The 22639-nt window shown below is 36.3% G+C and carries 20 protein-coding genes; 15 read left to right on the forward strand and 5 right to left on the reverse strand.

Annotation, left to right across the window (positions count from 1 at the left end; genetic code table 11):
• Positions 1-69: 69 nt before the first annotated feature.
• The 4 genes from EZ449_RS06380 to EZ449_RS06395 all read left to right on the forward strand — a co-directional run bounded on the left by EZ449_RS06380 (position 70) and on the right by EZ449_RS06395 (position 8199).
• Complete coding sequence (locus EZ449_RS06380; RefSeq protein ID WP_131557137.1) at positions 70-1284, forward strand: M48 family metalloprotease; 1215 nt, start codon at positions 70-72, stop codon at positions 1282-1284.
• 84 nt (positions 1285-1368) lie between these two features.
• The gene (locus EZ449_RS06385) at positions 1369-6849 is read left to right on the forward strand and encodes an AAA domain-containing protein (protein WP_131557138.1); all 5481 of its coding nucleotides are present in this window, start codon (positions 1369-1371) and stop codon (positions 6847-6849) included.
• 94 nt (positions 6850-6943) lie between these two features.
• Positions 6944-7348: a helix-turn-helix domain-containing protein gene (locus EZ449_RS06390; protein WP_131557139.1), complete on the forward strand. Its 405-nt coding sequence runs from the start codon at positions 6944-6946 to the stop codon at positions 7346-7348.
• Between the two features lie 86 nt (positions 7349-7434).
• Positions 7435-8199: an SDR family NAD(P)-dependent oxidoreductase gene (locus tag EZ449_RS06395; protein WP_131557140.1), complete on the forward strand. Its 765-nt coding sequence runs from the start codon at positions 7435-7437 to the stop codon at positions 8197-8199.
• Positions 8200-8262: 63 nt separating this feature from the next.
• Here EZ449_RS06395 and EZ449_RS06400 read toward each other — a convergent pair whose 3' ends face one another.
• The gene (locus EZ449_RS06400; RefSeq protein WP_131557141.1) at positions 8263-9459 is read right to left on the reverse strand and encodes a C40 family peptidase; all 1197 of its coding nucleotides are present in this window, start codon (positions 9457-9459) and stop codon (positions 8263-8265) included.
• Positions 9460-9597: 138 nt separating this feature from the next.
• On the opposite strand from EZ449_RS06400, the gene EZ449_RS06405 reads away from it, so the two are divergent.
• From EZ449_RS06405 to EZ449_RS06445, 10 genes are all read left to right on the forward strand, one after another.
• Positions 9598-10287: a CAP domain-containing protein gene (locus EZ449_RS06405; protein WP_131557142.1), complete on the forward strand. Its 690-nt coding sequence runs from the start codon at positions 9598-9600 to the stop codon at positions 10285-10287.
• 135 nt (positions 10288-10422) lie between these two features.
• A complete protein-coding gene (locus tag EZ449_RS06410; protein WP_131557143.1) occupies positions 10423-11943 on the forward strand; it encodes a catalase in 1521 nt (506 codons plus the stop codon).
• 94 nt (positions 11944-12037) lie between these two features.
• On the forward strand, positions 12038-12538 hold the full coding sequence (locus EZ449_RS06415; protein ID WP_131557144.1) for a GtrA family protein: 501 nt from the start codon (positions 12038-12040) through the stop codon (positions 12536-12538).
• A 448-nt stretch (positions 12539-12986) separates the two neighbouring features.
• Positions 12987-14765: an aromatic amino acid hydroxylase gene (locus EZ449_RS06420; RefSeq protein WP_131557145.1), complete on the forward strand. Its 1779-nt coding sequence runs from the start codon at positions 12987-12989 to the stop codon at positions 14763-14765.
• Positions 14766-14823: 58 nt separating this feature from the next.
• Positions 14824-14991 (forward strand): hypothetical protein, encoded by a 168-nt coding sequence (locus EZ449_RS22600; RefSeq protein WP_165499712.1) that lies wholly within the window; start codon positions 14824-14826, stop codon positions 14989-14991.
• Positions 14978-15340 carry a type II toxin-antitoxin system VapC family toxin gene (locus EZ449_RS06425; RefSeq protein WP_131557146.1) on the forward strand — a complete coding sequence of 121 codons (363 nt, stop codon included), beginning with the start codon at positions 14978-14980 and terminating at the stop codon, positions 15338-15340. The genes EZ449_RS22600 and EZ449_RS06425 overlap by 14 nt, the downstream gene beginning before the upstream one ends.
• Positions 15341-15383: 43 nt before the next feature.
• A complete protein-coding gene (locus tag EZ449_RS06430; protein WP_131557147.1) occupies positions 15384-16085 on the forward strand; it encodes an SDR family oxidoreductase in 702 nt (233 codons plus the stop codon).
• A 56-nt stretch (positions 16086-16141) separates the two neighbouring features.
• Positions 16142-16528 carry a DUF4870 domain-containing protein gene (locus tag EZ449_RS06435; protein WP_131557148.1) on the forward strand — a complete coding sequence of 129 codons (387 nt, stop codon included), beginning with the start codon at positions 16142-16144 and terminating at the stop codon, positions 16526-16528.
• Positions 16529-16630: 102 nt separating this feature from the next.
• The gene (locus EZ449_RS06440; protein WP_131557149.1) at positions 16631-16993 is read left to right on the forward strand and encodes a hypothetical protein; all 363 of its coding nucleotides are present in this window, start codon (positions 16631-16633) and stop codon (positions 16991-16993) included.
• A gap of 118 nt (positions 16994-17111) precedes the next feature.
• Positions 17112-17660 (forward strand): C40 family peptidase, encoded by a 549-nt coding sequence (locus tag EZ449_RS06445; RefSeq protein ID WP_131557150.1) that lies wholly within the window; start codon positions 17112-17114, stop codon positions 17658-17660.
• A 1-nt stretch (position 17661) separates the two neighbouring features.
• Here EZ449_RS06445 and EZ449_RS06450 read toward each other — a convergent pair whose 3' ends face one another.
• From EZ449_RS06450 to EZ449_RS06465, 4 genes are all read right to left on the reverse strand, one after another.
• Positions 17662-18264 (reverse strand): YdeI/OmpD-associated family protein, encoded by a 603-nt coding sequence (locus EZ449_RS06450; protein ID WP_131557151.1) that lies wholly within the window; start codon positions 18262-18264, stop codon positions 17662-17664.
• Positions 18265-18287: 23 nt separating this feature from the next.
• Entirely contained in the window at positions 18288-19175 is an 888-nt protein-coding gene (locus EZ449_RS06455; protein ID WP_131557152.1) for a flavin reductase family protein, read from the reverse strand.
• Between the two features lie 317 nt (positions 19176-19492).
• Positions 19493-20488, reverse strand: coding sequence for a fumarylacetoacetate hydrolase family protein (locus tag EZ449_RS06460; protein ID WP_131557153.1), 996 nt, complete (start codon positions 20486-20488; stop codon positions 19493-19495).
• A gap of 66 nt (positions 20489-20554) precedes the next feature.
• Complete coding sequence (locus EZ449_RS06465; protein WP_131557154.1) at positions 20555-21010, reverse strand: hypothetical protein; 456 nt, start codon at positions 21008-21010, stop codon at positions 20555-20557.
• A gap of 272 nt (positions 21011-21282) precedes the next feature.
• On the opposite strand from EZ449_RS06465, the gene EZ449_RS06470 reads away from it, so the two are divergent.
• Entirely contained in the window at positions 21283-22449 is a 1167-nt protein-coding gene (locus tag EZ449_RS06470) for a homogentisate 1,2-dioxygenase (protein ID WP_131557155.1), read from the forward strand.
• Positions 22450-22639 lie beyond the last annotated feature (190 nt).

Genomic DNA, 22639 nt, shown 5'->3' on the forward strand with positions numbered 1-22639 from the left:
AAATTTTTCTTTCCATTTCTTTCGATAGCTGATATAGAAAATTGTACCTTGAAACGTAAAATTTTTTCTATGCTCCTAGCCATCAATTATCATAAAAAAGTACGCGATTATTTTAAAAAGCAAACCAAAACCTGGAATTATTTCGCTGTCGATAAAAACAAGGAAGATCAGTTGCAGCAATTCAAAACCGAGTTATTAAAAAATACTTACAAGTTTGATGAAACTGCTGATGCCTTTATTTACGAAAAGGTAAACCTTGCTAAACAGAAATTAGGGTTAGAGCAGCTCCCCGTTACAGTCTATCAGGCTCAATATACCGATGAATTAAACGCCAACATTGTGTATTTAAATAATGAGGCGCACATCGTTTTCAGTGGTTCTATTACTAAAATTTTAAACGAACAAGAGTTATTGGCGGTGCTTTCGCATGAGTTAACGCACATTAAACTGTACACCGTGCTCGATGGCGATTTGGAAGTTGCAGACCGAATCATCACTTCAATTGCCAATAATTACGCAAGTGATGCGGCCTATTTTGAAACGGCCAGATTGTTTAGGTTATACACGGAGATCTTTTGCGATCGTGGCGCCTATTCCGTTCTCGAAAATATCGACCCAATCATCACAAGTTTGGTCAAGGCATCTACTGGACTAGAAAATGTGAATGTAGAAAGTTACTTAAAACAGGCAGACGAGATTTTATTTCAGGACAACAACTTTAAAACGATTGGAACTTCTCACCCTGAAAACTTTATTCGTGCAAAGGCTATTCAACTTTGGCACCTTAAAAAAGAAGATTCGGAAAAAGAAATAGCGAAGATGATTGAGGGATTTATTGATATCGATCAATTGGATATTTTTAAACAGGAAGATCTTTCTCAGCTCACAAAAAAGTTTATTCAGCTATTATTGAAGCCAAAATGGTTTAAATCTACAATGGTTTTAAGTCAATCAAAACAATATTTCCCAAATTTTATAAACGATGATAACGTGTTGCTAAATGAGGAAATTATCGAAACATTGAGAAATGCACATCCAAGTATTAAGGATTATTTCAGCTATGTTTTAATGGATTTCGCCTTGGTAGATCCAGCTTTAGAGGAAATTCCATCGGGTTGGGCTTTTCAGTTTGCAGAAGATCTTCAGTTAAAAGATGCTTACGATGAGGTGGTTAAAAAAGAACTGAAGTTTAGCGATAAAAAACTGCAACAATACAAGCAAAAAATGCTTGCGGCTTACTACGAAGTTAAGGAAAGTGATAGCGAACAAATTTATGATGGATAATAATTGATTCTTTGCACATCAATCCCCTATCTCAATCGATAAAACGTCCCTAATTATTTTGCCGTTACCAACAGAAACACCATTATGCCATTAGATAGAACTACTTTCAAAACCTTTTTAGATACCGCGTTTGATAGAGGACAATATGCAACGGATGATATTATTGCCTTTGCATTACCATTGTTTGAAGAAGTTTTGAGCTTTCACGAAATAAACGAAGTTGCGCCATTTCATAAGGAAAATGCACTTTTCATAACCAATAACAGATTAGATATTGATGAAAATCTCACTCTGAAACCAAGTTATAATGCAGCAAAAATAGTCGACCTTTTTAAATCCGTTTATTCTACACAGTTTGATATTGTTCATAGAGAAACCTTGGAAGCCGATGTTGATCAGGGCACTTACAATACCGAAAGTATGCACATTCATTTTGATCAACATAAGGATTTAGAACATCCATCATACATTTTAGGATACAATTGTTTTGAGATTCTGATTAATCATCATGATGCCCAAACTGATATATTCTGCCTTGGCTTAGTGTTGGGAAGTTTAGCCTTAAGTTTAAACCTGTATGACAAGGATGATGTTAAAACCTTTACTAAATATCGCCAAAATCCGGTTCAGTATAACTCCAGAATACATCCGACAATTAGCGCTTTAATTAAGGAAATGACCGAGCTCGATCGGGCTAAGAGAAGTCAGGATCTATATGATGTTATCCATAAATTAAAGTTTTATCGAGATTATGATATAGAAAAACAGATCGATTTAAGTAATGTTGCAGGCTGGGTAAATAAAGAACTTAAAGAACGAAGTCAATTCATCCTTAACAAGTTACGTAACAGATTATTTGATACCAGCAGAAGAAATCGATTGCTTTTTTACAAGCCCAATATGCGTTTTGTAAACCTCACGGTAAGCAGTGTTCCGATGGTTTTGCATTACCAAAGTATTCGCCCCGATTTACTTTTCACTTGGAATAGTGATATTTCCGGTAAGGTAAAAGGCATGAAAGAGATTGTGCTGAACAAATATTTACGCTTCGAAGATCACAGTTATTTGCCTAGCGCACTTGATAAAATAAGGGTAGAAAGTCAACGAGATATACAGGAATATGGTTTTAGTCAACTTAAATTGGTAATTACCTTTTTAAACTGGCACAATTTAAAGGAAAATGCCAGCGAGCGTATTCAAAGTCCGTTATTGATGATTCCTGTCGAATTGAAAAAGAGCAAAAAGCTAAAGGAAGATCATTACACCATGCAGGTTCTGGATAATGCAGCGGAGGTTAATCCTGTTCTAGCAAACCAGCTTCGTGAGCTTTACGGAATTAAATTGCCCGATTTTGTTGATCTGGATGAAATGAGCATCGAGCAATTTTACCAAATCCTGAAATCACAAATCGATAGTGCTAATCAAGGCATTCAACTTCAGTATATAGAAAAACCACTCATAAAATTAATCCACAGCGTAGCCAAACAAACCGTTGGCAATTATAAAAAGCGCTTAAGAAAAAGTTCGGGTTTAGAAAGTTACAAAAACATTGGCTACAGCTATCAAACAGAGCATTTTAAACCACTCGGATTAGAAATTTTTAAACAAAGAGTAGAATCAAAACCGTCGTTCTTGGAATTTTTGATTAATGATGATATTAAGTTGGCATCGCAACAGCTTACTGGAAATAACGATAATGGGAGAGAACTTTTCGAATTAACTGAAAATGCCAGTAATCCTTACAGTTGGGATTTCGATACCTGCAACATGGTTTTGGGAAATTTCAATTATAAAAAAATGAGTTTGGTTCGCGATTACAATCATGTAATCGACAACACGGTTCAGCATGAGGTTTTCGAATCTTTATTCAGCAATCAGCCAAGGCAAATTAAGGAACATCACATCGATTTAAATAAGATTGATGATTGGAACCATGTAATAACAGCCGACCCTACTCAAACGAAAGCGATTTTACAGAGCCGAAACGGCGATAGTTATATTATTCAAGGTCCGCCGGGAACTGGAAAAAGCCAAACCATTACCAACCTAATTGCAGATTTCTTGGCTCAGGGAAAGAATATTTTATTTGTTTGTGAGAAAAGAGCTGCGCTCGATGTAGTTTTTCATCGCCTAAAACAGAATGGTTTAGATGAGCTTTGCTGCTACATTCACGATAGCCAAGGCGATAAACGGGAATTTATTAAAAACTTAAAAGCCACTTATGAAGATTTCATTCACCACAAAAAAGATCTTCCTTTAATAAAACAAACAAGGATCGAATTAATTAACGACTTGAATTTACACTTGGCTGTTTTGCAACAATTTCACGAGCACCATAACGAAATTCCAGAAACTGCAGGTTTGCCTTTGCGTGAATTAATTGATCGGGTAATTGAACTTAAAAATCAGATTTTGCCGTTGCAACCCAAGCAAGAAGAGTTGCTTCCTGCGTACAAGGAATGGATTTCTTTTGGTGAAATGATTGTTGAACTCAGTAAACAGTTAGAAGAAATTGGTGCTGAACCAGCTTTCGCAGATCATCCATTAAGTAAACTTAATGATCAAGTTTACAATCAGGAAAATCCATTAAATTACCTCGAAAATTTAATCAAGGATTTACAATTATCACTAAATGAAATTGATAGTTTCATCCATCAAAACGACATTAGTCCTGAACATTGCACCTATTTAACTCAAATGTTGGCCGTTTCGGAAGATGCGTTATTACTCTACCCTTTTGTAGAATATAATAATATCGAACTGTTAGATCCTAGTACGGAAAAAGCCTGCAATTTTGATCGTGAGGTAAATCAATATCAGCAGCAAAAACAAAATTTGCAGCATGCAACAGCCCAAAATCAAAATTGGATCCAAAAGCTTAGCCGACAAGACTTGACAAGTGCATTGGAACTGGCTGAGAATAACGAGGGTTCATTTTTGAGTTTTTTAAACGGTGGATGGAGAAATTTAAAAAAGCAGTTGCAGCAGAGTTATAATTTCAGTCAGCATCAAATTAAGCCAAGTTTTACCAGCATTTTACAACAGCTAAAAAATGAGTACGATGCGCAGAATAATTTATCGAACACTCAAAATTTACTTCAACAAAACTATCACTTAGCGGGAATCGATGATGCCATTTTAAACATCAAAACCATTAGGCAAAAGCGTGGCGATCAAGAAATCGATTACCTAATTGCGCATCCGAATGCTGCAGATTTGATCAAAAAATTAAATAAACTCTATCCTAGCCTCAACATTTTATCAGCAAAGTTAAACGAGTGTTTAGCAGAAAGCGAAAATAAATCTTTTGATGAATTGAGAGATGAACTGGAAAGTATCTTAATGAATAGCGAAAGCTTATTGGATTTGTTGCCAGCACTTAAAGATTACAGCAAGGCATCAGAAAATGTTAAGAACTTGCTCAATAGGGTTGCTATTACGCCTGCCGAAACCGAAGCTTCGATGGCGAGCAAAACATTAAAACAATTTTACCAGTACAATAAGGTTTTTGCAGCAACTGATATCCAGGCAATTGAGAAAGCAGTGAATCAGATTCAGAGTGGTTATAAAAAGTTATTAAAGCTTAATGCAGAACAAATACGAGCATCAATCAGGCATCGTTTTCTGGAACATATCGAGCTTGGCAACATGGCTTTAAGTCAATTAAATCCGCAGCAAAAAGCATTTAAAAAAGACTACAACGAGGGAAGAAAAATCTTGGAGAATGAGTTTAGCAAAAGCATGCGCTATAAAAGCATCAGGGAATTAAGCGCCAAGGAAAGTTGTTTAGTGCTTAAGGATATTAAACCCGTTTGGCTGATGAGTCCTTTAAGTGTGAGCGATAGTTTGCCTTTGGATATTAATTATTTCGATGTTGTAATTTTCGATGAAGCCAGTCAGATTACGCTGGAAGAGGGAATTCCGGCGCTATACAGAAGTCCGCAAACCATTATTGTTGGCGATGACAAACAAATGCCGCCCACAAACTTTTTCTCGGCAAAAGCAGAAGATCCCGATGATTTGGAAGCTTATGAAGATGACGAGGATAGCGAACTTTTAAGTACCGATGCTGATAGCTTACTGGTTCAGGGAAGTAGAAAATTAGATAGTACCATGTTGAGCTGGCATTATCGCAGCCATTACGAAACCTTGATCAGTTATAGCAACCATGCCTTTTATGAAGCTGGGCTGCTAACCATTCCCGATAAAACAGTTCATCACCAAGAAAAAGCAGTTTTAGAAGTAACACAAGCAGAAGATGCAAGCAAATATGCAGATGCACTTTTCGATCGAAGTATCAGTTTTCACTTTCATCCAAATAGTGTTTATGAAAAAAGAAATAATCAGGATGAGGCAAACTATATCGCCAATTTAGTTAGAGAACTTTTAAAACGCGGTGTTGAGGAAAGTATTGGTATTGTGGCTTTTAGTCAGGAGCAGCAGCACACCATAGAAAATGCTTTAACGAGTTTAGCCGCTACGGATAAAGAATTCGAATTGCTTTTGGAAGAAGCTTACAATAGAACTCAAGATGAGCAGTTTGTGGGATTAATCATCAAGAACCTTGAAAATATTCAAGGAGATGAACGTGATATCATAATCATGAGTGTTTGTTATGGTTACGATGCCCGCAAAAAAATCTTAATGAATTTTGGGCCGGTTAATAAAAAAGGTGGTGAGAAAAGGTTGAATGTAATTTTCAGTCGTGCCAAAAAACACATGGCGGTAATTAGCAGCATCAAGTACCATAACATCACCAACGAATACAATGAGGGCGCAAATTATTTCCGTAGGTTTTTACAATATGCAGAAAGTGTAAGCACTGGCAATATGGAGATGGCGAGGGCCATACTCGATAGTTTGGTATTCAACAAAAAAGAAATTGCAGTTTCCAAAAGCTCAGTGGTGTTGAAACAAATTAAAGACGAATTATTGGCTAAAGGCTTCGAAGTGAAAGAGAATGTTGGACAAAGTACATTCAAATGTTCGCTTGCTGTTAAACTTCATCCTAATGATGACGCTTATATTTTAAGTATTTTAATTGATGATGAGGCACATTATGGAAATCAAAATCTTTTGGAACAATACTATCAAAGACCAGCAATTTTAAAATCCTTTGGTTGGCGAACCATGCATTTGTATGCTAAAGATTGGTTGCAAAATCCGCAGAAAATGATGGAATTAATTTTAAAGCGAATCAATGAAAAACCGGTCGATCAGATTGAGGAAAACCTAGAACTGCCAACCTTTGATAAAATTTCGCCTGTTGAAAACCCAAATCAGGAGGAGGAAAATTCACCTAAGGCTGCACCAAAAAGTGAACCTATTATTGGCTATGAGCAACTTATTTTTGATCGATTGGTATATTCAGATATGGGTAGCAACAAATTTTGGGAATCTGCTACCGAAGAGTCTAAACTCATTATCAGATTTGGAAGAATTGGCACAAAAGGGCAAGTGAATATTAAAACCTTTAGTTCGCCAGAAATAGCACAAAAGGAAAGAGAAAAGCTTGTGAAAGAGAAATTAGGTAAAGGATACAAAATTCAAAACAATATTGATTAAAAACAATCTTTAGTCATAATAATTTTCAAGGAGAATACAAATTTCCAATTCATTTGCTGCAATACTATATTTGTTTAAACATTAAGATCATTTTATGAAAATCCCTCAAAAGTTTTTTGCCCGTCAACATGAAATCGCAGCAGATTATTTAAGGGAATTAGATAAACACCTTGATGATATCGTTTCTGGCCGTGCAACAGAAATGTTCGAGGTTAGGGATTTTGCCGATTTAATACATGTTCATCCAACGCACTTAAGTAACACCATAAAATCTGCTACAGGACATTCTCCCTGTTATTTTTTTGAAGAGCGTTTAATGGAAATTTCGAAATCTATGTTGCAAAATTTGAGCACTCCAATTGCCGAAATTGCAAGAATACTTACTTACGATCCATCTAACTTCACCAAGTTTTTTAAGCATTTTGCCGGCCAAACGCCAAAACAATATCGCGAAGAATATTTCAACTCACTGGCAAATAAGGAAATTGTCACCATATAAAACTTAAGGTGTCACCATTTTAACTTAACTACTCACCATTTTTACAGCCAATTTCCATTTAATTTTGTTAAACAAATAAATAGAAAATGGAAACACAAAATAAAATTGCCTTAATAACCGGTGGTAGCCGAGGATTAGGAAAAAACGCAGCGCTGAAAATTGCTGCTAAAGGGATTGATGTCATCGTTACTTATCAATCGAAAAAAGAAGATGCAGAAAATACTGTAGAGGAAATTAAAAAACTTGGTGTAAATGCCGCAGCTTTGCAATTAGATGTATCTGATGCTACAACTTTCGACGCTTTTTTCACAGAAGTAAAATCAACATTAAAATCTGTTTTTAATGCAGAAAAATTCGATTTCTTAATCAACAATGCAGGTACTGGTCACCATGCCTTATTTGCTGAAACAAAGGTCGAAGATTTTGACAATTTGGTAAACATTCACTTCAAAGGCCCTTTCTTTATTACACAAAAGGCCTTGCCAATTTTAAACGATGGTGCTGGAATTGTTAATATTTCAAGTGGTTTAGCAAGATTTAGCTTACCAGGTGCTTCTGCTTACGGAGCTTTGAAAGGCGCAATGGAAGTATTAACAAAATACCAAGCTAAAGAATTAGGTGCTAAAGGCATTCGTTCAAACATTGTTGCTCCGGGCGCAATTGAAACAGATTTTAATGGTGGAGCAGTTAGAGATAACGAGCAAATGAATAAAATGATTGCCTCACAAACTGCGCTAGGCCGTGTTGGTTTACCAGATGATATTGGCGGAGTTGTTGCCTTTTTATGTACAGAAGATGCAAGGTGGATCAATGCGCAACGCATTGAGATTTCTGGCGGTATGTTTTTGTAAGTTTAACTGTTAAATTGAGCTTGTCGAAATTCAAAAAGTTTTTCGACAAGTTCAAATTACACACTATTTCCCGTACCAGCTGTGCTGATCTACCCTAGTGATTTCAGGTTGACCAATTTCTGTTAAGAATCTTCTTGCGCTAACCAAAGTTTTACTTTGATGGCTATCATAATTGGGTGCAGTTGATATAATACTATTTATCTTAACCATTCCCGCAGCTTGAATAAACTCTCCATTCCCTATGTAAATAGCAGTGTGCGAAACCCTTCCACCATTTAAGCCTCTTCGTTTTGCTGCAGAAAAAAACATTAAATCTCCTGGTTGCAAGTTTTTAAGACATTTCTCAACACTAATCGAATCACTTTCCAAAACATCTACAGCAGCGCCAACCAAAGCTTGTTGAGAGGCATCTCTAGGAATAATAATGCCATTTAGAAAATAACTCATCTTTGTAAAACCACTACAATCTACACCTTTGGTTGAGGTTCCTCCCCATAAATAGGGTACTCCGAGTAATGTTTTAGCTGTTTCAAGAATTCTATTAGCATTAGGATTAGCTGCTTTCTCCCATTCATTGAATATTTTTGCGTCAGCTTTTTTAATATAACCAATTCGTTTATCAGGAAAAATCACTTTGTAGAATCTTTTTTCGTCTCCAATAACTTGAAGAATATTGCCTTTAACCAAATCAGAAACTCGCATAGAGTTGGTATTTGTTTCACTAAAAGCATGACCAAAATCTTGCATGTAAATTATCCTTTTAGATTTTTTCCATGCCTCGAAATCAGCCTTATTCATTAAACTAACCGCAGTACCATCAGTATAAGATAAATAACCATCGGGTGTTCTAACTAAATAGTAACCACCTTGTTTTTTTAATACTTGTACCGGAGTACCTAAAATCATCTGGGTAAGCATTTCTGCTGAGTTCTGTGGCGCAGAGCGATTATTACAAACCGACAGATTTGCCAGTCCATATTCCATTCCGCTTAAGTTTTTTGATGGCAATAATGAACTAACTTTTACAAAGCCTTTTACTTCTTGCACCTGTTTATCAAAAGCATTTAAAGCATCTTGAGATGTACTTTCAATTAAAATACTATCACCTTTAATTAGAGCGTTAAAATAAACCGAACGCCTATCAGGAGCAAATTCCTTTTTTATCTGATTTGATATGACTCTGAGTGTCGTGGTATCAATTTGTGCTTTTAATGATATTGATATTCCAAAAAACCAAAACAGAATAATTAGTTTTTTCATAATTAGCCAAAAATACGGATTATAAGATTTCGGAAATCCCCAAACCTGTAACTAATTGCTTACCAAGCGTAATTATGTTAAATTCTAAAACGATAAAAATAAAAAAATTCATTTGTCGTTATCCATGAAAATCATCCCATGTATAAAGCTTTATTAATTATTTTTCTGCCGTTGTTTGTGGCAAAATTATCTCATGCCCAAAACTGGACGGATGCCGAATTTCGTAAGGCCAACACAGCAGCCAATGCATCGTACCTAACCGATGAAGAAAAAAATATTGTAATGTACATGAACCTCATCCGCATTGATGGAGAAAAGTTCTATTATACCTTTTTAGAGGATTATATCAATAACTACAATGCAAAAGTTAGGAAATATAGAAACTACAACGAATTAAAAATCACCAGAACAAACCCATACTATATCTCACTGCTTAAACACATGCGTGGCATAAAAAACCTCCAAATGTTTTATCCCGATGAGAAATTAACGTTGGTGAGCCGAAGTCATGCCCAAGATTTAAATAGAAATAATTTAGGCTCACATGAAAGTAGCAATGGTGACACCTTTGCTAAGCGCTTAAGTAAATATTTCCCAAATAAGGCAATGAGCGAAAACATAGATTTTGGCTATTCCAATAGCTTAGATATTGTTTGCCATTTGTTGCTAGATTGTGGGGTTCCTGCTTTAGGGCATCGTTTTAATTTGTTAGATCAAAAATACAAGCTCAATACCGTTGGTGTAAGTATACAAAAACACCCATCTTACACTTGGTGTGCTGTTATAGATTTTGTTGCGCAACCTTTATTTTATACAAACAATCAGTAAAATTTCTTAAATTTATTTTATTGATGAATAGCGCTAACATATCAATAATATCTATGTTCAAATAGACATTAACAGTTTGATTTGTCCAGTAAATTACCTCACTTTTATATCGCAAAACATAATAAAACTTAAACGATGAGCGAAAAGAAAAAACTAACAAGTGCATCCGGTATTCCTTATGCGAGTAACGAAGATAGCATGACCGTTGGACCTCGCGGTCCTATCTTGATTCAGGATTTCATTTTACATGAAAAAATGGCTCACTTTAACCGCGAGCGGATTCCTGAACGTGTTGTACACGCAAAAGGTTCTGGTGCTTATGGTACTTTTACCGTTACCCACGATATTACAAAATATACAAAAGCAAAGCTTTTCTCGGAAATTGGTAAGCAAACCAAAACATTTCTTCGTTTCTCTACCGTTGGTGGCGAAAAAGGATCGGCAGATAGTGAGCGTGATCCACGTGGATTTGCATTAAAGTTTTACACTGAAGATGGAAATTGGGATTTAGTTGGAAATAATACACCTGTTTTCTTCGTTAAGGATCCTAAAAAGTTTGGCGATTTTATTCATACACAGAAACGCGATCCTCAAACCAATATGAAAAGCCCAACCATGATGTGGGATTTTTGGAGCTTAAACCCAGAAAGTTTACACCAGGTTTTAATTTTGATGAGCGATAGAGGAACTCCGTTTTCTTACCGCCACATGGATGGTTTCGGTAGCCACACCTTTTCGTTCTACAATGATCAGAATGAACGTTTCTACGTAAAATTTCACTTCAAGACTAAACAGGGAATTCAAAACTTTACAAATGATGAAGCTGTTGATATGAAATCGCAAGATCCTGATCATTCTCAACGCGATTTATTCGAATCGATTGAAAAAGGCGAATTTCCAAAATGGACTTTAAAAGTTCAAATTATGCCTTTTGATGATGCTAAAACCTATCATTTAAACCCATTCGATTTAACAAAGGTATGGCCACATGGCGATTATCCTTTAATTGAGGTTGGAGAATTGGAATTGAACGAAAATCCTGACAATTACTACGCACACGTAGAGCAAGCTGCTTTTGCACCTGCACACGTGGTAGATGGAATTTATTATTCGCCAGATAAAATGCTGCAAGGTAGAATTCTTTCTTATCCCGATGCGCAACGCTATCGTTTAGGTGGAAACTACGAGCAAATACCAGTAAACCGTTGCCCATTTATGACTAACAATTACCAACGCGATGGCTTAATGGCCGTAAATGGCAATGGCGGTTCTAACCCAAATTATTTCCCAAATAGCTTCGATGATATTGAGGTTGATGAAAGCTACAAGCAGCCAGCTTGGCCAATGGAATCGTTAATGGCCGATCAATATGATAGAAATGCGGAGGGTGAAAACGACCATTATACACAACCCGGAAATCTTTTCCGTTTAATGGATCCAGAAGCCAAGAAGAATACCATTGCGAACATTGTTGGTGCCATGGGTGGAATTAATGGCGTTAAGAAAGATGAAATTATTAATCGCCAACTTTGCCATTGGTTTAGGGCCGATATGAGTTTAGGCTTAGGCATTGCAAAAGGTTTAGATTTAAATTTAGATCAAGCGATGGAAGGCATGGTTCACCCCGATCCTGCACACAAAGCAACAAACGAGTAATTTATTCGAAACTATACTAAGAGCCTTGAAAAAATCAAGGCTCTTTTTTTTTGCAACAAAAAACTACCTTTGCGCTACACAATATTAATTATCCATGCGTCAGGCGATTTTAGCTATTATAGATTTTTTTTACCCGCCGTTTAAAAAGTTCATTTCGCTTCATAATTTTAGGTATTTGGCAACAGGTGGTGGCACCTTGCTATTGGGAATATTAAGCTATTATTTTGCCTACTTTTTTATTTTCAAAACCAAGGAGGTAGATTTTGGCGTTATCGTTCTTCAAAGAGAAACTGCATCATTATTAGTGGATTATTGCATTGCTATACCAACCAGTTTTTTACTTAACAAATACGTAATTTTTACCCATAGCGAATTAAAGGGAAGAGTTCAGCTATTTAGGTTTTTAAATCTACAATTCATTAATATACTTGCAAATTATGTGTTATTGAAGTTTTTACTCGAACTTTTAAGAGATTATCCAACTTTGTCCTTGCTATCCAGAATTGCAGTTTCAGTTTTAATGGCGCTTTTCAGTTACTTATATCAACATTACTTTACCTTTAGCGTGAAGAAGATTGGTGGTAAAAACAAATAATTTATTTGGAAAGCAATTGCAGTAATTCTTCGGTTTCTGCAGTCCCGCCCTCGTTGCAAGTCCGCTCCCGATTGAAAAAATCGGGTTTACGGGCTTTCCACTATGGTCGGGTTTAGGTGGCCTGGGTACTACTGCTATTTTCGGTTTGTAGCGAATTGCCTATAAACCTCGCGATGAGCACTTTCTGATGTTTATAAACGGGATGGCAGCGGTATCTTTTTTAGCATTTTTCTTGCTGAAAAAATTTAGCGAACAGCCCGACAGGATTTCCCTATGAAAAACTACAGCACCTTTCCAAAAAATCAAAATTAAACACCGCCTCAATACGGGCCTAGCAAATGAGACAAAACATTCTTTACGCCTACCTGTTAATTTATCCTGCGGCTTTCTTGCTTAGGTAATTTCAACCAGCTAACTTAGTCTGCAACTAACTTTTTTATTATATCGAATGAGCAATTTTAATGATTTTAACAATGCTCAAGTAGCAAAACTGCCGAAGCACTTGAAACAGTTTATCGTGGCACAGAACTACGAAAAATATACGCCAATCGATCAGGCAGTTTGGCGCTATGTAATGCGTCAGAATTATAGCTACCTTAAAAATGTTGCATATTACCCTTATATAAAAGGTCTGCAAAGCGCTGGTTTAAGCATTGAATATATTCCAGATTTGCAAACCATGAACGATAACTTAGGCAAAATCGGTTGGGGCGCTGTTACGGTTGATGGTTTTATTCCACCTGCCGCCTTCATGGAATATCAGGCATATCGAGTATTGGTTATTGCTGCAGATATTCGCCAGATTAACCATATCGAATACACGCCAGCACCAGATATTATTCATGAAAGTGCGGGCCATGCGCCAATAATTGCCGATACCGATTATAATAATTACCTAAGTTATTTTGGTTCTATTGGTGCGAAAGCCATGTTTTCGGCAAAGGATTTCGAACTTTATGAAGCCATTAGAAAACTCTCGATTTTAAAGGAAGCGGCAGATGCTGATGAATATCAAATAGCCAAAGCCGAAAAAGAATTGCGTTACATTAATGAGAATATGGGCGAGCCATCGGAAATGGCCTTATTAGGGCGATTACATTGGTGGACAGTGGAATACGGCCTAATCGGAACTTTGGAAAACCCGAAAATTTATGGTGCTGGCTTACTTTCATCAATTGGTGAAAGTGCTTCTTGCATGCAAGAAAATGTGGAGAAGCTTTGGTACAATATGTACACGATTAATTATCCTTACGATATAACCAAAACACAACCTCAACTTTTTGTGACCGAAACTTTCCAAAATCTGATAGATGTTTTAGAGCAATTTGCCGATACCATGGCCTTTAGGCGTGGCGGAACGGAAAGTATTATGAAAGCCATTGCTTGCAAAAACGTGGCCACAGCCGTTTATAGCTCTGGCTTACAGGTTAGCGGTGTGTTTACAGATATTGGTGTGAGCGCTGCAGAAGATGTTACTTTTATAAAAACAACAGGTCCATCGGCGTTGGCCTTTATTGGAAAACAGCTAACATCACATGGAAAAAATTACCATCAGGACGGCTTTTCTTCGCCTGTTGGAAAATTGAAAGATGCAACAAAACCATTGGAAGATTATAGCGATGAAGATATAAAAACCGTTGGATATGATTTGGCCAACAGAACCAAAATGATTTTCGAAAGTGGAATTACTGTAGAGGGTGAGGTTATTAATATTCTGCGAGAGAAAGACAAAGTCCTTTTGATAACATTTACCGATTGTACTGTTAGTGGAAACAATAATAACATATTGTTTAAACCAGAATGGGGCAATTATGATATGGCAGTTGGAGAAAAAATTATTTCAGTTTTTAATGGTGCTGCTGATAAAGATGCTTACGAAGAAATTACATTAATTAGCGAGGAGAAAACGCATAAAATTTCTTACGACGATAAAACAACCAAGTTGCATCAGCTTTACAAAACAGTTCGAGAGATAAGGGAAAGTGGAGAAAATCTAGAACAGCTTTCAGAGATTTTCAATCAGCTAAAAGCCAACCACAGGCAAGATTGGTTATGCGCATTGGAGATTCTGGAAATTGTATTTCATAAAAAAATCTACCACCAACTAGAAAAGGAAATACAATTTTATTTAGAGATTAAAGCTGGAAAAGAAGCTGATCACACCAAATTGATTAATGATGGCTTGCATGTAATTAAGCATCCGGTAAGCCAATTAGTTGTGGAATAGTCGAAATTCAAATAAGTTTAGCCTGCCGTAAATTAATTTTAATTGATTAAATTTGAATATGATAATTGAAATTCAGCAACCTGTTACTAAAGAAAAAGTGCAAGAAGCAATAAAAAAGGTTTCAGAAGGAGCTGCAAAGAAAAGCTTACGTAAGCACTTCGGCAAACTTCAGCGTGGACTTGACGGCGTTGATTATCAAACAAAAATAAGGAATGAGTTCATTTAGTTTTGTTGCTGATACAAACTTTCTTATTAATGTTCACGAAGGTTTAGAAAAAATCGAACCCTTTTTAGATGGAACTGCAATCGTTTCAGTAATATCTGAAATTGAATTATTAGGCTGGCATTTGCTTAAGGAGAACGAGAGATTAGGACTAAAATCTTTGTTAGAAGATTGCGTAATAATTGAATTGAATTCTGAAATAAAAAATATTGCGATCTCAATTCGTCAGCAATATGGAGTAAAAACTCCTGATGCAATAATCGCTGCCACTTCAAAATTTTTGCAAATCCCACTAGTTACCTCCGATAAAGGCTTTAAGTCGATAGTTGATATCGAACTAATTTTAATTTAGCAAACAACAGCCATTTTCAGCTGATATCAATCAAAAAAATAGAATGAACATTATAATTACTGGTGCAAGTAGCGGAATCGGTTTTGAAACTGCCTTAGAATTTAGCCTACAAAAAGAAAATAAAATTGTAGCCATAGCTCGCTCTGCAGATAAATTGCGTAAGCTTTTAGAAATCGCCAAAGGCATAAATCCAGATTGCACATTACTTCCTGTAGAATTTGATATTGTTAATGATGATTACACCGCGTTGGTTCCATTCCTTAAAGAACGGTTAGGAAATATTGATATCTTGATTAACAATGCAGGTTCTTTAATTAACAAGCCCTTCTTAGAAACCACCGAGCAAGATTTAGGTGAAATGCTGCAAAGTAACGTAATTGCCCATTTTAAAATGATCCAAAACGTTTTACCCTTAATGCAAAGTGGCGGTCATATTGTGAACATTGGTAGCATGGGCGGGTTTCAAGGAAGCGTAAAATTCCCCGGACTTTCAGCTTACTCTGCAAGTAAGGCGGCTTTACATACTTTAACCGAATGTTTAGCTTTTGAATTGGCAGATACCGGTATTAAAATAAACTGCCTAGCGTTAGGATCTGCTCAAACCGAAATGCTTGAAGCTGCTTTTCCAGGTTACCAAAGCCCTGTTATGGCTTTTGAAATGGGAAAATATATTGCAGATTTTGCTAAAACAGGTCATAAATATTTTAACGGGAAAATTTTACCTGTTGCGGTTACTACGCCATAGAAATTGGTTTGAACAGATAATTCACTACCTTGAGACTTATAAAACTAAATCCCCCTATGGAAACAAATAATCCCTTTAATCAAAATTCAGCATCGGCTGATAATGGCAAAACTGCAGCAATTGTAAGTTATTTTTGGTTTGTAGGTTGGCTAATCGCCTACTTCGCCATGTATAAGGATCACCAAACCGAATTGAGCCGTTATCAACTTAGACAAACCCTATTATTTCATATTGCAACAACCGTTTTGAGTTGGGCAATTGGAGCATTTGTAGTCCCCTTAATTTTTGCTACTGGAATTTTTGGTGCTATTTACTTTCTGAGAATTTTACAGTTTGGCTTTTTTGTACTTTGGATTATTGGATTTGTTGGTGCCATACAAGGTGAGAAAAATCCTATTCCATTTATTGGCGAAAAGGCTCAGACTTTATTTGCAAGCATTTAAACATAAAATAAAAGTTAAATTTTTTATTTCTAATTAATTTTTATTACTTCGTAGCAATTTCCCTATTATTAAATCCAAAACACTTAAACTAAATTTTAATATATGGAAACAAACAAAAACTTCACAACAACAACAGAAGATGGCAAAGCGGCATCAATCGTTAGCTATTTCGGAATTCTTTGGTTAGTTGCTTACTTTGCAATGTACAAGGATAAAAAAACTGATTTAAGCACATACCAATTAAGACAATCTCTTTTAATCAACATCTTATATGTTATTGTTGGTATTGCTGGCAATATTGTTTTAAGAATTATTCCATCGGTAGCATTAGGATATGTATTCAGTGCGCTTTATTTGGTTCTTTTTATTATCTGGATTATCGGTTTAATCGGTGCGATTCAAGGTCAGAAAAAGCCTATGCCGTTAATTGGCGAGAAAGCTCAAACGATGTTCCCTAATATCTAATAATAGATTATAAAACAAAACTATGGAGCTCAAGTTAACGCTTGGGCTTCTTTTGTTTTAACTGGTTTTCAACATTTTGAGGTGCCTTAAATTATTTTTCTATCTTTGGCACCAACATATGAAGAAAATAATAATACCAATTCTGTTTTTCATTTTGTCTGCAACTGCAGGAAAAGCTCAAACAATACTTCCACAACAATACCAGGATTTAGTTAAAAAACTGGTAGCTAGTTTTCCGAAAAACGCTACGGTAATTAACAACAATAGTGGCACAACAAGTTCTACCACATTAATTGATTTTGCAAAAAGCATGTTGGGCATACCTTATCGTTATGCTACAAGCAACCCAAAAGTTGGCTTTGATTGCTCTGGTTTTGTAAGTTATGTTTTTAGTAATTTCGGTTTTAAGGTACCAAGATCGTCAAGAGAATTTAGCGGTACAGGCAAAGAAACAACCTTAGAAAATGCAAAAGTTGGCGATGTATTAATTTTTACCGGCACCAACTCTCGAGTGAGAACAATTGGTCACGTTGGAATTATTTATTCTATCGATGAAAATGGAATTAAATTTATCCACGCTTCTTCTGGTAAGGCACATAGTGTAACCATTACCGAACTTAACGGGCATTACAAAGATCGGTTTCTAAAAGCCGTAAGCATTTTGTAGATTATTTTTCGTACTTCCACATTCTTGATTTTCCGTCCGCAATCCACTCCAATGATTGTAATAATCGCTTTTGTTTTGTTGCTTCAGTTTTGGCTTCCTCTAACCACAATATGTAGTCTTTCTTTTTAGATGGCGTAAAATTTTGAAACACGGCCATCGCTTTCGAATCTTCCTGCAATGCTTCAATAAAATAATCTGGCACTTTTATATCTGGCTTTTGATTAGTCTTAGGTTTTGCTGGCAACTTTATGCCATCCTCATTCAGCTGAATGGCTTGTTGAATGTATGCAATCAAGATTTCATCAGCAGGTAAATCTTCAAATGATGTAATTTTACCTAATTTTCCCATTGTCGCTTCATCCTTAAAAATTCCGTAAGCATCATTCATTAAAGCGCCTTTCCAAAAGCCAAAAGCACAATGGTTTTTAAAGGCAGCAATGTGGCAAATCGGACCTTTAAGTTCGAAAAAAGGCATACTCCATTTCATTCTTTCCTCAATTCTAGCATCAGCTTTATGAATTAGATTTCGTAAATGATCTAAAATCGGAATAAAGAATTCTGCGGAATTTATGATATATTGATCTACTTGTACAATGGTATGCATAATTAAATTTTAGCTTTTTAAATTTATAGTAAAACTATCTTTAAAGCAAATTCAACATTTCCGCCGATAAGATAGCTTTTTGCCAACTCATGAAGTTCTCGTTCTCTATTCTGTGCATCTCCAATGGTCGCGTCTAATATTTCCTTAACTTCTGGATGTGCACCAACAATGTCTATTTCCTCATCACTAGGCAAATGTTCTACATTTCCGAGCATGCCTAAATCGTTACCCGTTAAAACTTTCGATAAACGGACTGACTTTGGCAAACGATCTACTCCAATGCCCAATTTTGCTAATGGTTTCGCAACCTTAAAAAGATTACTTTCAGTTACCCTGCAATACCAATCGCCACCCAAACGGGCCACCAAATCTATTTTCTGTTGATCGATTTTTCCATGATCATCCAAGATACTTTCATTAATGTGAATCAGTTTTATTTCGGCTAAAACCAAATTTCCAGCTCCATGATTATCTCCCAAAGCAATCACATCATTAATTACACATTCAAATTGAACGGGTGCTTCGGCAACTCGTGGCGGAGTTACTAAATCAGATTTAAGCATGGTAAAACCTGCTTTCTCAAATTCATTTACACCTTTTGCATATTCTGTACTCGCTAAGCTCATTTGCTGCACCATATCGTAATTCACAATATTGATCACACATTCTTTAACCTGCAATACGTTATCTAAAGTATGTTTAGTGGTATTATCCCGCACTCGCCTTGCTGGAGAGAAGATACAAATCGGCGGTTTTGTACTAAACATGTTAAAGAAACTGAATGGACTTAAATTTATATTTCCTTCAGCATCTATAGTAGAGGCAAAACAAATTGGCCGAGGCGCAATCGCATATTGCAAATAATCTTGCAATTGTACCGCAGTTAAATCTTTAGTTTTTAAGGTTAACAATTTATTTGAAATTTGTGGTGATTAGCTATTTTTTGAAAATCAGTTGCAGTAGCTCTTTTTAATGTTAGTCCCGCCATTTGCTTTTATTCCCAATGAAAAATCGGGAGATAATCGCTCCTGTCGGGTTTAGGAAAGGTTTACCTAAGTAATTTAAACCTGACAGAAGCGAACACGAAAGCCCGATTTAAGCACCTGTTTTATTTTTTAAAGGTATGCTTGCTTGTTGCACACGCTTCATCGGGCTGAGTAAAGCGAATGGCAGGGCTACAGGAACCGAAATGGGCAGGAAACTGCTTTCCAAATTCCTCATAATAAGTTTATTTTTTTAGCGCCAAAATAGAAAAATCAGTATCCGCTTTGGTAATATTATTCGTAAGCGCTCCAAGACCTGTAATTTCCATTTCAACAACATCACCTGGTTGCAACCACTGTGTTTTATAATTTGGATCATTCAGCAAACCTGTGCCGTTTAATTCCAAGAAGCAGCCCGTACCAACAGTTCCCGAACCAATAACATCACCAGGAAGAATATCTACCCCATAAGCACAACGCTCTATAATCTCGGCAAAAGTCCAATCCATATCTGCGGCATTGCCTCTAGAAACCTCTACACCATTTACACGACAAGTCATTTTTAAATCATAGGCGTTACCCACATGACCATCTTTTGCTGCAACTTTATGTTGTTCCAATTCATCTGGAGTAACCAACCAAGGACCAATAACTGTCGAAAAATCTTTTCCCTTAGCTGGACCAAGATTCAAGAGCATTTCTTCCATCTGCAAAGTTCTGGCACTCATGTCGTTCATCACCATGTAACCTGCAATATATTCATCAGCTTCTGCAGCCTTAATATTTCTACCTTTTTTACCAATAACAATTGCCAATTCTAATTCGAAATCTAGTTTTTCGAAATGATCTGGCATGCACTCTATTTCACCTGTACCCTGAATAGCATTATGATTGGTAAAATAAAATATCGGATATTCATCAAATTGAGAGATCATATCAACCTTGCGATTACGCCTGGCAGCTGCAACATGTTGCCTAAAGGCATAACCATCTCTACAACTTGTAGGGTGCGGAACGGGTGCCAAAATCTCGTAAAAAATCTCCTCCTTGGCTACTAAACTTCCATCTTTTATTTGAGCATCTACTTTCTTTGCTCGCTCCATCAGTACTTCTCCACCTTGCAAAAACTCATTCATATTATCTGGCAGGAGCTTATCACAGCTATTTAAATTGTAAATATGCCCGTTTATAAAAACACCAAGATGCTCTCTGTCTTCAGTTTTATAGGATACTAATTTCATATAGATTTGGTTAAAATACGTGGTAAAGCTAAAAAAAATACATAATCTCGAATAAGAATATTGGCATTATTTTAATATAGTATATTGCTGGAGATTTGGCTTAATCAAAGGAAAATCTTTCGCACTTAGATTTTTGTAGTGTTTGCGATTACCCAATATACCCCCAATTAGCGATCCCGCTGAAACCCCAACTGGTACACCCGCAGCAATTAACACTAAGGATTCTACCAGTTTATCACTTTTTGCGGCCAACACAAAAAATGTTAAGCCGCCAGCAATAGCCAACGGCGCAACAAACCCTTTTCGTTGAACATGTAAGGCAACAATACTGTCAGCACTAAATTTTAAGGTATCTTTTCGGTTTCCGATAATGGTAAGTCCATCGTCTGCGGCAGCATAAAAAGAACCTCTGGAAACTCTTCCATTACTTTCGATAATTTTGATTTTGTACTTGGCTTTTTGCTGAGAAAAGCCGCAATAACTTAATGCTAAAAAAACAATAAGGGTAAAAATGAATTTCATATCGGGGACGATTGTAGTTTGAAATTAAAGGTAATTAAAATTTCAACTTTTAAATAAAATACTTACCTTGCGATCATTAAGACCATGATATTAAAAGCATTACATATCAATCTAGTTAACGACGCCATCGCTGCTCGTCGCTATAAAATTCTTTCTAAGTTAATCATGGCCCAATATTCTCTGTAAATCCTACCCTTTTCTTTTAATTGAAACGCATTGCCGTTTTAATTGTTTATTTCTTAGAATTTTCTTCTAACCATAACTTATATATTATGCCTGTTTATCATAAATTAGGGCAAATTCCTGCTAAACGTCATACGGTTTTTCGCAAGCCCGATGGAAATCTTTATGCCGAGGAATTGGTATCTACCGAGGGTTTTTCGAGTTTGTATTCTCTGGTTTACCATTGCCATCCGCCAACTATAGTAAAACATTTGGGTGAGCCTTATAGCGTGGAGCCAAAAATTGCCCGCGAAAAACATCTAAAGCACACCAGCTTAATCGGTTTTAATATTAAAGCAGAGGATGATTATTTAAAAAGTCGCAAGCCTGTTCTGGTCAATAGCGATTTACACATTGTTTTGGCTGCTCCTCGAAAATCGATGACAGATTATTTTTATAAGAATAGTCAGGCTGATGAAATGATTTTCATTCATGAAGGTTCGGGGAAGTTGAAAACTGGCTTTGGAGAAATCAAGTTTGCTTATGGCGATTATTTGATCATTCCTCGAGGAACCATTTATCAGTTGGAGTTCGATTATGAAGACAATCGACTTTTCATTGTGGAAAGCTTTAGTCCGATAAGGCCGCCAAAAAGGTACCTCAATCAATACGGACAATTAATGGAACATTCGCCCTATTGCGAAAGAGATTTAAGGTTGCCTGAAAACCTGCAAACCAATGATGAATATGGCGATTTTAAAGTGCTGATTAAAAAACAAGGATTAATTTATCCATACACTTACGGCACACATCCTTTTGATTATGTAGGCTGGGATGGCTACCATTATCCTTACGCCTTTTCTATCCATGATTTCGAACCAATAACTGGCCGATTACACCAACCGCCACCAGTACACCAAACCTTTGAGGGGCACAACTTCGTAGTTTGTTCGTTTGTTCCTCGAAAATACGATTACCATCCAGATTCTATTCCTGCACCATACAACCATAGCAATGTAGATAGTGATGAAGTGCTGTATTATGTCGATGGAGATTTTATGAGTCGCAAAAGCGTGGTAAAAGGCCAAATCACTTTACATCCTGGAGGCATTCCTCATGGCCCGCATCCCGGAACGGTAGAAAAATCGATTGGTAAAGAAAAAACTGATGAATTGGCCGTGATGATTGATCCCTTTAAACCTTTAATGCTTACACAAGATGCATTGGATATCGAGGATGAGAACTATCACAAAAGTTGGCAGATTAATGTAGAATAAATTGGTCGGAAGACGGAAGTCCGATGATGCGACGTAAAAAAACAAAAGTTGGAGGTCGGGGACCGATAGTATAACGCATTGGATCTAGAAAAAAATTTTGACTCTGACTATTAAAAACTAAAATCTTCCGACCTCGGACGCCCGACTTCCGACTTATTAAAACTTAAATCTTCGGACATCCAAATCGGAC

Origin of the sequence: Pedobacter frigidisoli (assembly GCF_004331675.1) — a bacterium.
Lineage (GTDB): Bacteria > Bacteroidota > Bacteroidia > Sphingobacteriales > Sphingobacteriaceae > Pedobacter > Pedobacter frigidisoli.

Coding starts and splice junctions, on each gene's coding strand:
- EZ449_RS06380 (WP_131557137.1), top strand. CDS start 70: ATGCTCCTAGCCATCAATTATCATAAAAAAGTACGCGATTATTTTAAA.
- EZ449_RS06385 (WP_131557138.1), top strand. CDS start 1,369: ATGCCATTAGATAGAACTACTTTCAAAACCTTTTTAGATACCGCGTTT.
- EZ449_RS06390 (WP_131557139.1), top strand. CDS start 6,944: ATGAAAATCCCTCAAAAGTTTTTTGCCCGTCAACATGAAATCGCAGCA.
- EZ449_RS06395 (WP_131557140.1), top strand. CDS start 7,435: ATGGAAACACAAAATAAAATTGCCTTAATAACCGGTGGTAGCCGAGGA.
- EZ449_RS06400 (WP_131557141.1), bottom strand. CDS start 9,459: ATGAAAAAACTAATTATTCTGTTTTGGTTTTTTGGAATATCAATATCA.
- EZ449_RS06405 (WP_131557142.1), top strand. CDS start 9,598: ATGTATAAAGCTTTATTAATTATTTTTCTGCCGTTGTTTGTGGCAAAA.
- EZ449_RS06410 (WP_131557143.1), top strand. CDS start 10,423: ATGAGCGAAAAGAAAAAACTAACAAGTGCATCCGGTATTCCTTATGCG.
- EZ449_RS06415 (WP_131557144.1), top strand. CDS start 12,038: ATGCGTCAGGCGATTTTAGCTATTATAGATTTTTTTTACCCGCCGTTT.
- EZ449_RS06420 (WP_131557145.1), top strand. CDS start 12,987: ATGAGCAATTTTAATGATTTTAACAATGCTCAAGTAGCAAAACTGCCG.
- EZ449_RS22600 (WP_165499712.1), top strand. CDS start 14,824: ATGATAATTGAAATTCAGCAACCTGTTACTAAAGAAAAAGTGCAAGAA.
- EZ449_RS06425 (WP_131557146.1), top strand. CDS start 14,978: ATGAGTTCATTTAGTTTTGTTGCTGATACAAACTTTCTTATTAATGTT.
- EZ449_RS06430 (WP_131557147.1), top strand. CDS start 15,384: ATGAACATTATAATTACTGGTGCAAGTAGCGGAATCGGTTTTGAAACT.
- EZ449_RS06435 (WP_131557148.1), top strand. CDS start 16,142: ATGGAAACAAATAATCCCTTTAATCAAAATTCAGCATCGGCTGATAAT.
- EZ449_RS06440 (WP_131557149.1), top strand. CDS start 16,631: ATGGAAACAAACAAAAACTTCACAACAACAACAGAAGATGGCAAAGCG.
- EZ449_RS06445 (WP_131557150.1), top strand. CDS start 17,112: ATGAAGAAAATAATAATACCAATTCTGTTTTTCATTTTGTCTGCAACT.
- EZ449_RS06450 (WP_131557151.1), bottom strand. CDS start 18,264: ATGCATACCATTGTACAAGTAGATCAATATATCATAAATTCCGCAGAA.
- EZ449_RS06460 (WP_131557153.1), bottom strand. CDS start 20,488: ATGAAATTAGTATCCTATAAAACTGAAGACAGAGAGCATCTTGGTGTT.
- EZ449_RS06465 (WP_131557154.1), bottom strand. CDS start 21,010: ATGAAATTCATTTTTACCCTTATTGTTTTTTTAGCATTAAGTTATTGC.
- EZ449_RS06470 (WP_131557155.1), top strand. CDS start 21,283: ATGCCTGTTTATCATAAATTAGGGCAAATTCCTGCTAAACGTCATACG.